General features: G+C 66.7%; 12 protein-coding genes. 5 read left to right on the top strand and 7 right to left on the bottom strand.

Annotated elements, in window-relative coordinates; all coding sequences use genetic code 11:
* The first annotated feature begins 44 nt into the window (after nucleotides 1-44).
* Entirely contained in the window at nucleotides 45-845 is an 801-nt protein-coding gene (locus D187_RS31315; protein WP_002632419.1) for a hypothetical protein, read from the top strand.
* A gap of 105 nt (nucleotides 846-950) precedes the next feature.
* On the top strand, nucleotides 951-1,397 hold the full coding sequence (locus tag D187_RS31310; RefSeq protein ID WP_002632418.1) for a GNAT family N-acetyltransferase: 447 nt from the start codon (nucleotides 951-953) through the stop codon (nucleotides 1,395-1,397).
* Between the two features lie 45 nt (nucleotides 1,398-1,442).
* Here the strand turns inward: D187_RS31310 and D187_RS55610 are convergent, their stop codons facing one another.
* On the bottom strand, nucleotides 1,443-2,744 hold the full coding sequence (locus D187_RS55610; RefSeq protein ID WP_020918405.1) for a glycosyltransferase: 1,302 nt from the start codon (nucleotides 2,742-2,744) through the stop codon (nucleotides 1,443-1,445).
* A 190-nt stretch (nucleotides 2,745-2,934) separates the two neighbouring features.
* Between D187_RS55610 and D187_RS50645 the strand changes: the two genes are divergently transcribed.
* Nucleotides 2,935-3,108, top strand: a complete 174-nt coding sequence (locus tag D187_RS50645) for an HD domain-containing protein (protein ID WP_081713935.1) — start codon at nucleotides 2,935-2,937, stop codon at nucleotides 3,106-3,108.
* Nucleotides 3,109-3,237: 129 nt separating this feature from the next.
* Here the strand turns inward: D187_RS50645 and D187_RS58250 are convergent, their stop codons facing one another.
* The 3 genes from D187_RS58250 to D187_RS31285 all read right to left on the bottom strand — a co-directional run bounded on the left by D187_RS58250 (nucleotide 3,238) and on the right by D187_RS31285 (nucleotide 5,515).
* Entirely contained in the window at nucleotides 3,238-4,083 is an 846-nt protein-coding gene (locus tag D187_RS58250; protein WP_002625828.1) for a hypothetical protein, read from the bottom strand.
* Complete coding sequence (locus tag D187_RS58245) at nucleotides 4,080-4,766, bottom strand: hypothetical protein (RefSeq protein WP_245591869.1); 687 nt, start codon at nucleotides 4,764-4,766, stop codon at nucleotides 4,080-4,082. Before D187_RS58245 ends, D187_RS58250 begins: the two co-directional genes overlap by 4 nt.
* Before the next feature lie 182 nt (nucleotides 4,767-4,948).
* Nucleotides 4,949-5,515 (bottom strand): TFIIB-type zinc ribbon-containing protein, encoded by a 567-nt coding sequence (locus tag D187_RS31285; RefSeq protein ID WP_162159717.1) that lies wholly within the window; start codon nucleotides 5,513-5,515, stop codon nucleotides 4,949-4,951.
* A gap of 447 nt (nucleotides 5,516-5,962) precedes the next feature.
* Here D187_RS31285 and D187_RS58240 point away from each other — a divergent pair, with 447 nt between their 5' ends.
* Complete coding sequence (locus D187_RS58240; RefSeq protein ID WP_002625831.1) at nucleotides 5,963-6,196, top strand: hypothetical protein; 234 nt, start codon at nucleotides 5,963-5,965, stop codon at nucleotides 6,194-6,196.
* Between the two features lie 505 nt (nucleotides 6,197-6,701).
* Here the strand turns inward: D187_RS58240 and D187_RS31275 are convergent.
* Nucleotides 6,702-9,779, bottom strand: a complete 3,078-nt coding sequence (locus tag D187_RS31275; RefSeq protein WP_002625832.1) for a CHAT domain-containing tetratricopeptide repeat protein — start codon at nucleotides 9,777-9,779, stop codon at nucleotides 6,702-6,704.
* 652 nt (nucleotides 9,780-10,431) lie between these two features.
* On the opposite strand from D187_RS31275, the gene D187_RS31270 reads away from it, so the two are divergent.
* Nucleotides 10,432-10,833: a hypothetical protein gene (locus D187_RS31270; protein ID WP_043432338.1), complete on the top strand. Its 402-nt coding sequence runs from the start codon at nucleotides 10,432-10,434 to the stop codon at nucleotides 10,831-10,833.
* Nucleotides 10,834-11,027: 194 nt separating this feature from the next.
* Here the strand turns inward: D187_RS31270 and D187_RS31265 are convergent, their stop codons facing one another.
* Nucleotides 11,028-12,122 carry a hypothetical protein gene (locus D187_RS31265; protein ID WP_002625834.1) on the bottom strand — a complete coding sequence of 365 codons (1,095 nt, stop codon included), beginning with the start codon at nucleotides 12,120-12,122 and terminating at the stop codon, nucleotides 11,028-11,030.
* A 103-nt stretch (nucleotides 12,123-12,225) separates the two neighbouring features.
* Entirely contained in the window at nucleotides 12,226-13,335 is a 1,110-nt protein-coding gene (locus tag D187_RS31260; protein ID WP_245591868.1) for a glycoside hydrolase family 5 protein, read from the bottom strand.
* Nucleotides 13,336-13,390 lie beyond the last annotated feature (55 nt).

Here is a 13,390-nt window from a genome sequence, read left to right as displayed (position 1 = left end):
TCCTGGCCACCCGCGGGCGGGGAGGTCAGGGAGGAGGAGCAAGCATGGACGAGGAGAAGAAGTCCGAAGCGAGCGGGGATGAACCGGAGCGATTGGGGCCGTACGTGATTCAGGAGCAGGTGCAGCAGTCCCATGACAGCCAGGAGGAACTCTACCTGGCCACGCACGAGACGAGCGGGGCCACGGCCCTGGTGCGCAAGCACGCCGCCAAGGAGGACGCGGCAGCGCGCAAGGACTGGCGGGTGATCTTCGGCTCCTGGGCCTCGCGGGGCTACTCCGCCATGGAAGTGGAGCACACCGACTGGGCCAGGGCCCTGGACAGGCAGTCGGCGGAATCGCTGCTGCTCACGTTGGAGAGTGTGCTCGAGGAAGTGCGGCGCATGGCCCGCGCAGTGTCCGACACCCACGAGCCCCGCCTCCGGTGGAGCCTGGGGTGGGGCATGGCGAGTGCCGCCATGGTGTGCGCCCTTCTCTTCGCGCTGGTGCGTCTGGCCTCGGTTTGCCCAACCCCCAACACCCCGGAGCCTTTGGCGAGCGCCCCGCCCGCGTATGGGAGCCACGAGGAGCCCGCGGCGGGCGACAATCCGGACATGCCCACCCATGGCGGGCTCGTGGACACCGCGGACGCGGGGCAATCCGTACTCGCCCGTCCGCTGCCGCGCGAGCCCTTCAAGGGACAGAAGCGCCCTCCCTGCCATCGCTACGCCGAGGTCGAGTTGGTCGGTGCCTGCTGGTTGCCTCACAAGTTGAAGGCCCCGTGCCCGGACGTGCTCTATGAGCACGAGGGTGAATGCTACTCGCCCGCCTTCAGCGCGAAGCCGCCGCCCTCGTCGCTCGGGCAGTGAGGAGCCCGGGGCGCCCGGCAATCGGCAACCCCAGGTGCTCCAGAATCGCTCTCACCCCTCCTGCTCCCTTCACGTACGCCAAGACCTGCCTCCTGCCTCCACACAATGATCCTCCGCACCGTCACCGATGAGGACCTTCCGATCTTCTTCGAACACCAGCGCGACCCCGAGGCGCTGCGCATGGCCGCGTTTGAATCGCGGGAGCGCGATGCGTTCATGACCCACTGGCGCACGAACGTTCTCCGCCCTGAAAACCTCAGCCGCACCATCGTGGTGGGCGGCGTGGTCGTCGGGAACATCGGCAGTTGGGAGCAGGATGCCAAACGCCTCGTGGGCTATTGGATCGGGCGCGAGCACTGGGGCAAAGGCATCGCAACCCGGGCGCTCTCGGAGTTTCTCGCGCTCGAGCGCACCCGGCCGCTGAATGCGTGGGTCGCTTCCCACAACGCCGGGTCGATCCGCGTCCTCGAGAAGTGTGGATTCCAGGCCGTGATCTCCGGGAATCAGGTTCACGAGGATGGAATGACCGAAGTCCTCATGCAACTGGCCTGACCAGCCCGAGCTTCAAAAGGCTGTCCGCGGTGGCGACGACGGAATCTAGGCCGCGGCGGAAATGCTCTCGACGTCCACGTTCCCCTCGAAGGCCAGCTTCTCGAGGGCACGCGCGGCGACCTGCCCGCTCTTGAGCTGCTGAATCTCCGAGGAGACCTTCCGGGCGCGGGCCCGCAGCGACTCGTCGGCAAGGAGCGCCTGCAACTCGGAGCGGATCCGCTCGGGAGTCGCCTTCTCCAAGGGCAGGTAGCGCCCGAGCCCCGCGCGCTCGACCAGTGACGCGTTGAGGGTCTGGTCTCCAACGAGGGGGATGACCAGCATGGGCAGACCCGTGTACAGGGCGCGACCCACCGCGCCCCAACCCCCGTGGGTGATCAACGCCCGGGCCTTGGGGAACACCTCGTCGTGGGGAACGTAGCGCTCGATACGGATGTGGGAGCCGAGCCCGGAGGGGATGTCCTGGGCCCCCGCGGCCGTGGCGAGCACGGGGACGTTCATGGGCGAGACCGCCTCCAACACGCGCCGGAACAAGCCATTGTCCGCATGGGTCGTCGTCGTGCTGACGATCACGGTCCCGGGCTCGACGTGCGGCGCTTCCTTGCGGCTCGTGGAGCTGTTGGCGGTCGTTGGCCCGACGAAGAGCTGGTTGTCGCGCAGCGAAATGCCCCCGGCGAGTCCCCGGTGGCCCATGATGATGTGGAGCTTGGGCGAGGCCGCGGCCTGGACGAGGTGCGCCGAGCGGCCACGATAGGGGGACAGACCGAGCTGGGCCCTCGCCTCGTTCAACGGCATCAGCTGGCCCATCAGCAGGTGCATCAGCGCGGGGAACCGGAAGAAGTGCTTCATGGACGGCATCGTGCTGAAGATCAGCGGCAGCTCATCCGCCGTGAGGACCGTACCCATGTTCCCGGCGCTCGCCCAGGGAATGCCGGCGCGCTCGGCGGCCCAGGCCGCGCCCAGCTCGAAGAAGTCGTGGACCACGCAGTCCACCTTCTCGCGCTTCAAGACAGGCTCCAGCTCTCGCGCGAGCTGGACGTTGTTCGCCTGGCCGATGCTCCGGAACATCGTGATGCCGAAGGGGACCGACGGCATCCAGGGCGGCAGACTCGTGAACTGGGCGAGATCGCCAATGTCCTGGACGTCGAGCACCCGCTCATGAGGCAGGTGCTCCGCGCCGACGGCCTTCACATCGGCCGCCAGGCTCGCCTTCGCCTTGAACAGCACCCGGTTGCCCCGAGCGGTGAGCTGCTGCGCGAGGTCCAGGACGCGAAGCAGATGCCCCGGCGCCCCCGAGCTCGCCAGCAGGAAGGTCGCGGGTCTCCGGGATGCATCATTCGTGGATGTCATGGTCGTTCTCCCCCAAGAAGTCGCAAACGGTCCCCTCCGCACACGCGATGGACCGCAACTCCAAGTTGCGATGATGAATAGAATTGGATTTCACTCACCGCAATTCGAAGTTGGATATTTGGCGATATTCAGCTTATGAGAGAATTGGAAAAAGGGCGCATCCCACCCCGAGCGGGGGGGGCTGGTGCGCATGGCGCTGCTACACGACGCGAGCGAGGCGCGCGCGGGAGACATCACTCCCCATGACGGTGTGAGCCGCGAGGAGAAGCTGCGGCGCGAGCGGGAAGCCGTCTCGCGCGTCTTCTCCGAGCGCCCATGCCGCGCCGAGTACCTCGCCCTCTGGGAGGAGTACGAGGCCGCCTGAGAGGTGTCAGACGACTCGTAGACGGCGAGGGAGCGGAACAAGTTCTTACGAATCGTCCCGTACAAATTGTCTGACACCTTCTCAGCCACATCACCCATAACCCTCCCCCGCGAGCCGCCGTGCGTCTAGCTACTCATCGGCTCCATCCGACGGAGCCGCGGCCTCCAGGGCCGTATCGAGCTCCACGGCCCTCTTGCGTTCCTCCCAGTCTTTCAGGGCTGACGCCACGTGGTGGAGGGAGTGACGCTTCAGCCTCGGGTGATGCACCGCCAAGTAGTGCTCCCCGGCGATTACCACGAAGGCATAGGGATTGGCTGGGTGGCTCATCAACCATTCCTTCGCCTCCACGTGTGTGGCGAACGAAGGAGTCCGCGGGGGGATTCCCCTGGCGGTCAGCGCCTCCAGCACCGGCTCTATGCAATATTCGCGATACATCCCGCGCGTATTGTCCTCACGCGTATACCAGAATTGGTAATACGCATCGCCGATGAGGATGCGGACCGGGCTCGGTGGTTCTGCGACGCTCTTCATCCAGGCCTCGGCTTCCTCATGGCTGGTGAAGTGCGCGATGGCCATTGGGGCATGGTCCAGTTGATTGATGAAGTAGTCCTCGGCCTCATCGAGCTGTCCAGTCCGGGCGATGAAGTCGAGGAGGGCGATGAGAAGGCGCACATGCTGCTTCTGTTCGAGCTCGGGTGTTTCGTCCAGGGTCTTGAGCAGCAGTTCCACCGCCGGCTCCACGAGCATCCCCTCATGCTTGCCCAGGTGTGCGCTGACGGGAGGACGTTCCGTTGGAACCTTGCCCTCGAGTGAGTCTTCGAATCGGTAGATCTGGCCGGTAATGAGGACGAAGTGGTTGAATGCGCGTACATAGCGCCAGAGCTTCTCTTCGTCCTGTCGACCCTTCGCCTCCGCTGCTCGCCGCCGGGTCCCGATGAAAAGCGTCGCGCCTGTGAGCTCCTCGAAGATTGTCACCTGCACACCTCCGCGAGCTCGATTCCGGAGAGCATTCCCGGGGAGCGTTCCGCCATGACCAGGATTGGCGTCAGAACGAGTACCGCGCCTGCCGAACCAGCGGCCACGACGGCGAAGGCGACACCGGCAATGACCACGACGGTGCCCACGGCAATCTCCCTGCGATGCTTCTTGAGCCAGTCAATGGCGGGTTCTACCGCATCGAACTCGGCTGCGTACTCCTCTGCCCACTCGCCGCGGCCCTTCGTGCATTCAACAAAAGCATCCATGCAGTTTTCCGGACACCACCACCCCCTGGCAATGCGCCACGGTTGCCCCCTGGTGTCCATGTATTTGCGGCGACCAATCGCGAATGGCCTGCTACTCTTGAGACAGTCCTGTTCGCACTGTGCACGCCGCCCCTCGCAATACGCATTCAAGCCCGACGAGGAGACCCGCACGATGTCTCGACGGACGTTCATCGTGTTCATGGCGTGCTGGAACTTCGTCAGATCGAATTCCTTCAGCGGAATCCAGGCGTGCTCTACCTGCCCATCTGCTCGTCGCTCAAGAACAATCACGTACCTGGTCAGGTCCCGGGGCCCGGTGGGTCCGATCGCTGGAGGGCGCGCCGCACTACAGGAAACAAGTACGAAGGCAAGGCTCATCGCCATCGCCCGCTGTGTCACCGAGACCGTTCTCATGAGGGCAGCATCTCCCGAATGGCTCCACGGCGGAACCACCCGGGAAGGGTGTCAGACGATTTGCAGGCGACGAGCCCCTTTGACTCCTTCCCCGGGCCCACGCCGGTGCTGTCGCGCAGCCGATCCGTCAGGGGGCGATGGAGGGTCATGCGCCAGAGCGTAGAAGGACGGCATGAGTCGACTCAACCGCCCCGGAAGAGGGACCAGAGCAGGTGGAGGAGCCCTTCGAAGGCGCCCGACACGGCGGCCGTGCCCACGAGGCCGACGAGGACCGCCACCCGCTGGGGCCAGGGAGAGGGACCCCGCTGGATGCTGCCCCCAGCGCCCAGGTTCACGGCGAGGGAGGCCAGAGCGGGTTCCTGGCGCAATGCGACCCAGGCTCTCGCGCTCATCCACAGGCCCGGACAGCGCGGACACACCTCGATCGGTTGACCCCGCAGCTCGCTGGGGAACAGCCGCGCGGCACACGAGGGGCAGCGATGGGAGGCCTCGGGGCAGCGGGAACAGTGCTCGTCGGGAGGCCGGGACTCGTGCCGACCCCGGGCACAGAGCCCCTCGCGGGTCCACCGCGAGCGTTGCTCCAGCGCCTGGGTGAGCAGGGGGGTGAGCGACGTCTGGGGACGGGCGTCCCAGTGGCCCTGGCACCGGGGACACACCTGCAGGGTGCCCTCACGCGTGCTCCGGCCGTGCAGCGGAATGCCACACTCCGGGCAGCTGGGAGCGGGGGGCTTGCTTGGGACCAAGTACATGCCATGCATTCTATGGCCCGGGCCGCGTGAATGCCCGCGCTCCTTTCACGGGAGCGCAGTCAACGCCCGGCGGGGTCGTGGGCGTGCTCGCCGCGCCCATCTACCGCGTCAGCCCGCCGGCCCGCCGGCCGCTGAGAGGTGTCAGACCGGCCGCTGAGAGGTGTCAGACGACTCGTAGGCGGTGAGGGATCGGAACAAGTTCTCTGACACCTCCTGGAGACAGACACCTCCTGGAGACACCTCCTGGAGTTTCTTACGAAGCGTCCGTACAAATCGTCTGACACCTTCTCAGACACCTTCTCAGGACACCTTCTCAGGGTGCGTCTGGCCTCGGTGTCCCCAACTCCCGAGTGCCCAGAGCCTTTGGCGAGCGCCCCGCCCGCGCCTGGGAGCTATGAGGAGCCCGCAGCGGGCGAAAATCCGGACACGCCCACCCATGGCGGGCTCGTGGACACCGCGGACGCGGGGCAATCCGTACTCGCCCGTCCGCTGCCGCGCGAGCCCTTCAAGGGACAGAAGCGCCCTCCCTGCCATCGCTACGCCGAGGTCGAGTTGGTCGGTGCCTGCTGGTTGCCTCACGAGTTGAAGGCCCCGTGCCCGGACGTGCTCTACGAGCACCAGGACAAGTGCTACTCGCCCGCCTTCAGCGCGAAGCAGCCGCCCTCGTCGCTCGGGCAGTGAGGAGCGTGGGGCCCTTGGCGCCCGGCTCTGCTCTTCGAGGGTGTCTCGAGGGTGTCAAAGAATTCGAGCGATGTGACCTGACACAACAGGTGGCGGGAATGAAAAAGGCGGAAAGGGCGCTGAAAAGTCCCCCCGCCTCCAACGAGCCGCCGCCTGTCGTAACGCCGTGACGAAGGTGCGGTACTGCTCACGCAACTCTCGCAGCGCCTGGCGCGTGGAGGCCTGCCCCAACGGTCGCGGGTTGCGCTTGAGATGCTCGGGCCGGGAAGGGTGTCAGGCGATTCGCAGGCGACGAGCCCTTTGACACCTTCCCCGGGAGAAGCCCTCCAGGAAGGCGCACCAGGGCTGCTTTCGGGGAGGAGGAGGCCGCACGTCGACCGCCGTCCAGCGCAGTCGCTGCTGCAGGGAGCTCTCTCTCCTGCGAGTTCGTTTGGGTGGACGTGAAGCCCTGGCCCGCAAACGCGAGGAGCCGGTGACCTGGGCAATCATGCACGAAATCCGCGGGCTATTTCTCCGGCGGCTCCGGCGCGGTGGGCCCCAGTCCGCGCAGCGGAGCGTCTCGGCCCACGGCGATGAAGGGCGCCCAGTAGTGCGGATGGGGTCGGGTGGCTCGCAGCGAGCGCATGGCCTCTCGCAGCGCGGCGGCCCTGCCCTGTCCCGTCAGCAGGTTGCGGTAGTAGGCCTCCATCAGCTCGCGCGTCGTCTCGTCATTCACCTTCCACAGGCTCATGACGACCGTCTCCGCTCCCGCCGCGACGAAGGCCCGGCGCAGCCCGTAGACGCCCTGGCCAATCTTCACGTCGCCTCTTCCCGTGTCACACGCCGACAGCACCACCAGCTGCGTGCCCCACAGGTTCAGGCCCGCCAACTCGAGAGCCGTCACAAGAGCGACTTCGGGCGGAGTCCTCGCGGTGCTGGAGGCTGAGGGCGCCGAGGCACCCGCGAGGACCAGGCCAGAGCGCAGCAACGCGTTGGCCGAGAGCGGCACGGGCGCGCCATCTCCCATCGCACCGAAGTGGCCAAGGCCGCGCGAGCCCTCGGGCGCGGGGGCGGCCTCGAGGAAGAAGCCATGCGTGGCGAGGTGCAACACGCCGGGCGTCGGCAGGTGCAGCAGCCGCTCCTTGGTCGCCTCGGCGCCCAGGAAGAGCTGCGCCTGGGGTACGAGCCGCTGGATGGCCTCGGCCTCCTGGCGCGAGCCGGGCAGTGGAGTCCATGGGTGTTCCGCCACGTCCGCGCGCAGCGTGGAGAAGAACGAGTCCAGCGAGGAGGAGCGCCCGGCGGGGGTCGCCGCGTTCGCGGGAGAAGCGGATGGCGCTGGGAGCAGGGCACCGAAGTCCGGATCCGCGACGACGACCACGGAGTGGGAGGGCGCCTCTTGCTGGGAGCGCGGCAGCAGATCCTTCCCGGAGGTGAGATAGGTGAAGTCGAAGGAGTCGACGAGGAACTGGCGCCCATCATGGAGGGCCGTGAAGGGCACCAGGCCCAGCTGGCCATCCGTGGAGAGGAAGACGTGGCGGGTGTCTCCCAGCAGCGGCAGTAGCGGCCGGAAGGCCCGTTGATAGAGCACTTGGGCGGGGGCCTGAAACGCGGCATCACGGCGAGCGAGGGCGTCACGCAGGGCTGTGGCGGCGGTATCGATGGGAGCCGCCGGTCCGAGGTCGAGGGCACGGGTACGCCCATTGGGGAAGAGCACCAGGGCCAGATAGCGCTGCTGACCCGGAGGCTGCGCCTTCGAGTGTCCGGCCTTGGGGGCGAGCGGACGGTCCGTATAGGAGATGAGTTCGAGGAGCGCGCTGTCGCGCGGGAGGGCCGCCGCCACCCGGTCCACGATGACCTCCGGTCCTGGCAGCGCGGCCAGCGCGCGCAGAGGCGCCGAGCGCTGGGCGAGTTCGGCCTCGAGGGCATCGCACTGGTGGGTGAGTTCCCTCAGCCGCCGTTGGTGCTCCGCGGGGGCGAGCGAGCCGGGGCCCTCGAGCGTGAGCTGGGTCAGCTGGGTGCGGAGCCCACGCAGTCGCTCGAACATGTCGTGAGCCTCGGCGCCCAGGCTCCTGTAGATGACACGCGAGGTCTTGGCCGTTTCATCGACGGAGCGGCCCTTCAGGAGCAGGGCCGCGGTGAGGGCCAGGCGCCGCACACCCGCATCTTCCGGGTTCGCGCGCTGGAGCGCGTAGATGCGCTCCTCCTCTTCTCGAAGGTACTGGAGGAACGTGGCCAGGCGCGACTCGGAGAAGCCGAGCGCCTCATGACGCAGACGCAACTCGACCATGGCGAATGCGCGCGTGAGGAGCGGCAAGGCGTCGCGGCTCCGGCGCCGGAACAAATGGAGCTCGCCGAGTGTCCTGAGCGAGGCGGCGACATCGGGATGATTCGGGCTCAGGGTCGCTTCGCGGATGGCGAGCGCGCGCCGGGCGTATGGCTCGGCCCGGTCGTACCGCCCCTGATCCAGGTAGAGGTTGGCCAGATTGTTGTACAGGATGGCGACCAGGGGATGCTTGCCCAGGGACGACTCGCAGAGCACGAGCGCGCGTTGAAGGATCGACTCGGCACGCGCGTACAACCCCTGCCTCCAATAGAGATTGGAGAGGGTGACGGTCGGGTAGACGGCGTCGGGATGGTTTTTGTCCAGGGACTCCCAGATCGCCAGCGCACGCTGAAGGAGCGGCTCGGCCCGATCGGGCAATCCTTTCCTCATGTAAAGCACGGCCAACTGCTGAAGCACGTGGGCGACCACGGGGTCGCTCTTGCCCATTGCTTGTTCGCGGAGCGCCAGACTTCGCAGAAAGAGCGGCTCGGCCTGAGCATACAACCCCTGCTCCATGTACAAGAGAGCGAGATTGCCGAGAGCCGGAGCCACCTCGGGATGGTTCCTACCGCGCGCTGCCTCCTGAATGGCGAGCGAGCGTTGATAGAGCGGCTCGGCCTGGTCATACAACCCTTGCTTCCAGTAGAGGATGGCGAGGCCGTTGAGCGCGTTACCGACGCCTGGATGATTCTCGCCGAGAGTCCGCTCCGCGATGGCGAGCGAGCGGAGAAGGAGTGGCTCGGCCCGACTGTACAATCCCTGTTCTCGATAGATGCGGGCCAGACGACCGAGTGCCCTGGAGACATCCGGATGGTCCTTGCCCAGGGTTTCCTCCCGAATGGCGAGGGCGCGCCTGGCGGAGGCTTCCGCCTGCTCATACTCGCCCCGCTCCTCGTAGGACAGGCTCAAGAAGTACAGAGAGGTGGCAACGTCCGGATGGTTCTTGCCCAGCGTCGCTTCCAGGATCCCGAGCGCGCGCAGGAGAAGGGACTCACTCCGGCCACGGTCTCCGCCCCCACCGTTGGCGTAAAAGGCCCCGAGCTGGTTCAGGCTCTTGCCGACCAGGGGATGCGAGCCCCCGAGCAACTCCTCCCGGAGCGTGAGTGCATGCTCCGCCCGCGCGAAGGCGTCGGCGTACTTGCCCTCCTCCCGGAGCTTCGTCGCCTCGTCGAAGGCCGTCTGTGCCTCCTGGAGCCGAGCATCCGACAGTTCCTCTCCAGCTGCCGCTCCGACCGCGCAGCAGAGGTTCACCACCAGCATCCATCCGAAAACCTGGCTCATCTCTTCCCCGAATCTCGAAGACAGCCCACCAATACCAATCCCTCTCGCCGCTGAAGACAACTCTCGAGGGACCGTGCTCGCGGTTCGGCTGAATAGAAGATGGGAATGATTGGACGACCGGTCCCCGAGGGGAAACAGATGAGCGCCTTGTATTCAAACGCGCCTCGTTCCGCTTCCATCATCACGACAACCGGTTGAGCCTAGACGCCACGAGGTCCGACAAGAACCGTCAAGATTGTCAATCCCGTGAGTCCAGACGGCGCGCGGTCTCCGCACGTCAGGAAGTCGGCTGGACGACACGGCCCTGGTAGGCCGGTCGCGCTACGTGCTGGCCCCTGGGGTGAAAGAGGGTCTGGTGGCGAAGAGCGCCGAGTGGCCGGGCCTCACGTGTCTGCCGCAATATGTCGCAGGAGCCTGCGGAATGTACTGGGACAGCGCAGGACACAGCGGGGACGTGGCGGGATACCGACTTCCAATCATTCCGGGCGGTCACGAGGTAAGGGCGCGATTCTGCTGGGAGTTTCGCACCGCCCGGCGTGGGTTCGATTCCTGCCGCCTCCACATTCAGATGAAGGCGCCGGAGGTTTTCTTTGTCATCCGTCCCGTTCAGGGCAGGGATGACCCCTGCGGCTGGCCCCGCTATCCTCTCCCCATGCGCCGCCTGATCCTCGCCGCCGTTCTCGCCCTCGCCGCCTGCGCCACGCCAGCAGCCACCGACCCGCAGCCGATCCACCCAGCGCCGGACGGCGCCTCCCACCCGGCTCAGCCCGGCGGCCCTACGCCCGCCATCGACGCGAAGGCCTGCGCCGCCAAGGGCGGGACCGTCCGCCCCGTGTGCATGCTGGCCCGCCCGATGTGCGTCATCCCCTACGCCGACGCGGGCAAGGCCTGCCGCGACGGCGACGACTGCCAGGGATCCTGCCGCTACACGGCCGACGGCCAACCGCCCGCCGACGCGCCCGTCACCGGAACCTGCCAGGTCAGCAACGATCCCTGTGGCTGCTTCGCCACCGTGGAGGACGGCAAGCTGCAGGCGGCGCTTTGCGTGGACTAGGCCTATAGGAAGGATGGAAGGCCTGTTGAGGGCGTGTGCGCTGAGAGGTGTTCGCTGCTGAGAGGTGTCTGCTGAGAGGTGTCAGACGACTCGTAGGCGGCGAGGGAGCGGAACAAGTTCTCTGACACCTCCTGGAGCGCAGGGGTCAAGCGCGCACTCCCTTCCCGAGCTCGCCCCCGCGCTGCGCTGCCGGGCTACTTCGCGATCTTCCGGATCTTGCCCTCGCCAGCCCAGTAGACCCCCGTGCTGTCCACGGCGAGGTTATAAGACTCGCCGGTGGACGCCAGGACCTGGGCGCCGGTGCCGTCCTTGCACATCGCCCGGAGGGCTGTTCCATCGAGCCAGTAGATCCTCTCGCTATCGACGACGACCCTCGTCCCCGTGGCGGCGAGCTTGACGGCGGTGCCGCCGCTCTTGGGAATTCTGTAGACCCCGCTCGCGGCGTAGTAGACGTTGGCGTCGTCGAAGTCGAGATACCAGCTCGTGCGAGTGAGCTTGATCGGCGCCGCGGCGCCAGACTTGGGCGCCTTCATGGTGGAAGAGAGAGAGCCGAGTTCGCGATAGTACAGGCTATCGCCGTCCGCGAACAATGACGTCCGCAGCCCGCCCTGAACAGGATCATGAGGGACGACCAGGGAAGCGGTCCCGCCCGAGAGCGGCTGGGCGTAGATGTTGTATTGATTGTTGCCGATCCAGTAGATATGGGTCGAGTCCACCGCCACCCCCGACGGGTAGCCGCCAGTGACCGGCAGCGCGGTGATGGTGCCGTCAGGGTTCACCCTGTTCAAGTTGCTCCCGAGGCCGCGACCACTGCCGGAGAAGTAGGCGTATGGGCCGCTTCCCACGAGCTCGGTCACGTAGGTGAGCCGATTGATGAGGACGGTCTTCGCGCCGCCGGCCTTGGGGACCCTGCCTACCTCGTCGTTGCTGACCTCGGAGCCATAGCCGCCGCCGTAGTACACGTACTGGTCCGTCAGCGCGATATTAATGGCGCCGTTGGTGTTGATGGTCGCGAGATCGATGGGGGTGCAGCTCCCATTGCACAGCGGCGCGCACGCGAGCGTGGGGGCGGAGGTGGTGTCGCCCCCCGAGCCTTCGCGGAGCTCGAGCGCGCTCTCCGCCTGGCCTTCCTCCAGACTCGCGCCCGCGACGCCCGCCTCGCCGGGCGAGCCGCCGCAGCCGGCCAGGGCGGCGGAGAGGAGGAGGGCCGAAGCGGCGTGAAACGAGGGCTTCGTGCGGGTGAGGGCTTCAGCTTGGGAGGGTTGACGAGCTGCCGTATCTTTTCTCATGTGGATACCCTGTCAGGAGGGAACGCGCGAACCATGCGTTCTTTCGGATCAAGCCGGTGCGGGCGGGAGGCCCGGGAGCTTCAGGCCTCCCGCCCGTCGCGGATTACTGCAACAGCTTCTGCTTGATGAAGGTGCCGGAGGGCGTGAGGGCCGAGGCGGGCCAGTTACCGGTGGTGCTCGCGCCGGGGACGAGCGCGGAGGCAGTCTCGGGCTTGTCGTGCAGCGACCAGTTGGCCCAGCTCAGCTTGCGGCTGTTCATGAAGTCGATCCACAGCTGGCTCTCGTTGAGGTTGAGATTGCCATTGCCGGACGCGTCGCAGGTGCCGAACTCCGTCACGAACAGGGCGATGCCCCTGGACAGCGCCGCGGCCGCCCTGTCGCGCAGCCATTGTCCGTGCGTGCCCGCGTAGAAGTGCAGCGTATAGGCCACGTTGGGGTACTGGGTGATGGGATTGCTGGCGGCCGCGTCCACGCCCTGTGACCAGGTCGGCGTGCCCACCACCACGAGGTTGGGAGCGCCGGCGCCGCGGATGGCGCCAATGATTTCCACGGCGTAGGCGCGCACCTCGCTCCAGGACTCGTTGTCCGGCTCGTTGAAGATCTCGAAGATGACGTTGGGGGTGTTCTTGTAGAGCTGCGCCATCTCGGTGAAGAACGCCTTGGACTGCGCGGTGTGCTGCGTGGCGCTGTGATCATGCCAGTCGATGATGACGTAGATGCCCTTGGCGATGGCCGCGTCGACGACGGTCTTCACCCGGGCCTTCTCCGCCGCTGGATTGGTGAGATAGCCGCCTTCCTCCACGGCCATGGCGGCGCGCACCACGGTGACCTTCCAGTTGTCCGCGAGCGAGTTGACGACGGAGGCGTTGTAGAACGCGCTGCCCCACTGGCTCCAGAAGAGGCTCATTCCCTTGAGCTGGACGGCCACGCCATTCTGGTTCTGGATTTGATTGCCCACCACCTTGAGCTGGCCATTCGTGGCCACGGGCGAGGCGAGCGGCGCCGGAGTCGGGTGGGTGGGAGTGGCGGGGTCGTCGGCCGGAGTGGCGGGGGAGGTGGGGGTGGTGGGGCCAGGCTCCACCACTGGAGGCTGTTCCCCGGGAGGGGGCGGCTCCTGGATCCCGCACCCGCCGAGGAGCGACAGGTGGACCGCCAGACACAGACCCCGCCAGCCGCTCAGACCCCTACCGCCTGAAACCGGATTCCTCTTCATGCGCGCCTCTCGAGATGGATGCAATGTCGTCGCGGGTGTCTTTCAGACAGACACC

The sequence above is a fragment of the Cystobacter fuscus DSM 2262 genome (assembly GCF_000335475.2).
Lineage (GTDB): Bacteria > Myxococcota > Myxococcia > Myxococcales > Myxococcaceae > Cystobacter > Cystobacter fuscus.
This window is presented reverse-complemented; position numbering and strand designations above follow the sequence as displayed.

Bases quoted from the DNA above. Each gene is read 5' to 3' on its own strand.
- D187_RS31315 (WP_002632419.1), top strand. From the start codon at position 45: ATGGACGAGGAGAAGAAGTCCGAAGCGAGCGGGGATGAACCGGAGCGA.
- D187_RS31310 (WP_002632418.1), top strand. From the start codon at position 951: ATGATCCTCCGCACCGTCACCGATGAGGACCTTCCGATCTTCTTCGAA.
- D187_RS55610 (WP_020918405.1), bottom strand. From the start codon at position 2,744: ATGACATCCACGAATGATGCATCCCGGAGACCCGCGACCTTCCTGCTG.
- D187_RS50645 (WP_081713935.1), top strand. From the start codon at position 2,935: ATGGCGCTGCTACACGACGCGAGCGAGGCGCGCGCGGGAGACATCACT.
- D187_RS58245 (WP_245591869.1), bottom strand. From the start codon at position 4,766: ATGAGAACGGTCTCGGTGACACAGCGGGCGATGGCGATGAGCCTTGCC.
- D187_RS31285 (WP_162159717.1), bottom strand. From the start codon at position 5,515: ATGTACTTGGTCCCAAGCAAGCCCCCCGCTCCCAGCTGCCCGGAGTGT.
- D187_RS31275 (WP_002625832.1), bottom strand. From the start codon at position 9,779: ATGAGCCAGGTTTTCGGATGGATGCTGGTGGTGAACCTCTGCTGCGCG.
- D187_RS31270 (WP_043432338.1), top strand. From the start codon at position 10,432: ATGCGCCGCCTGATCCTCGCCGCCGTTCTCGCCCTCGCCGCCTGCGCC.
- D187_RS31265 (WP_002625834.1), bottom strand. From the start codon at position 12,122: ATGAGAAAAGATACGGCAGCTCGTCAACCCTCCCAAGCTGAAGCCCTC.
- D187_RS31260 (WP_245591868.1), bottom strand. From the start codon at position 13,335: ATGAAGAGGAATCCGGTTTCAGGCGGTAGGGGTCTGAGCGGCTGGCGG.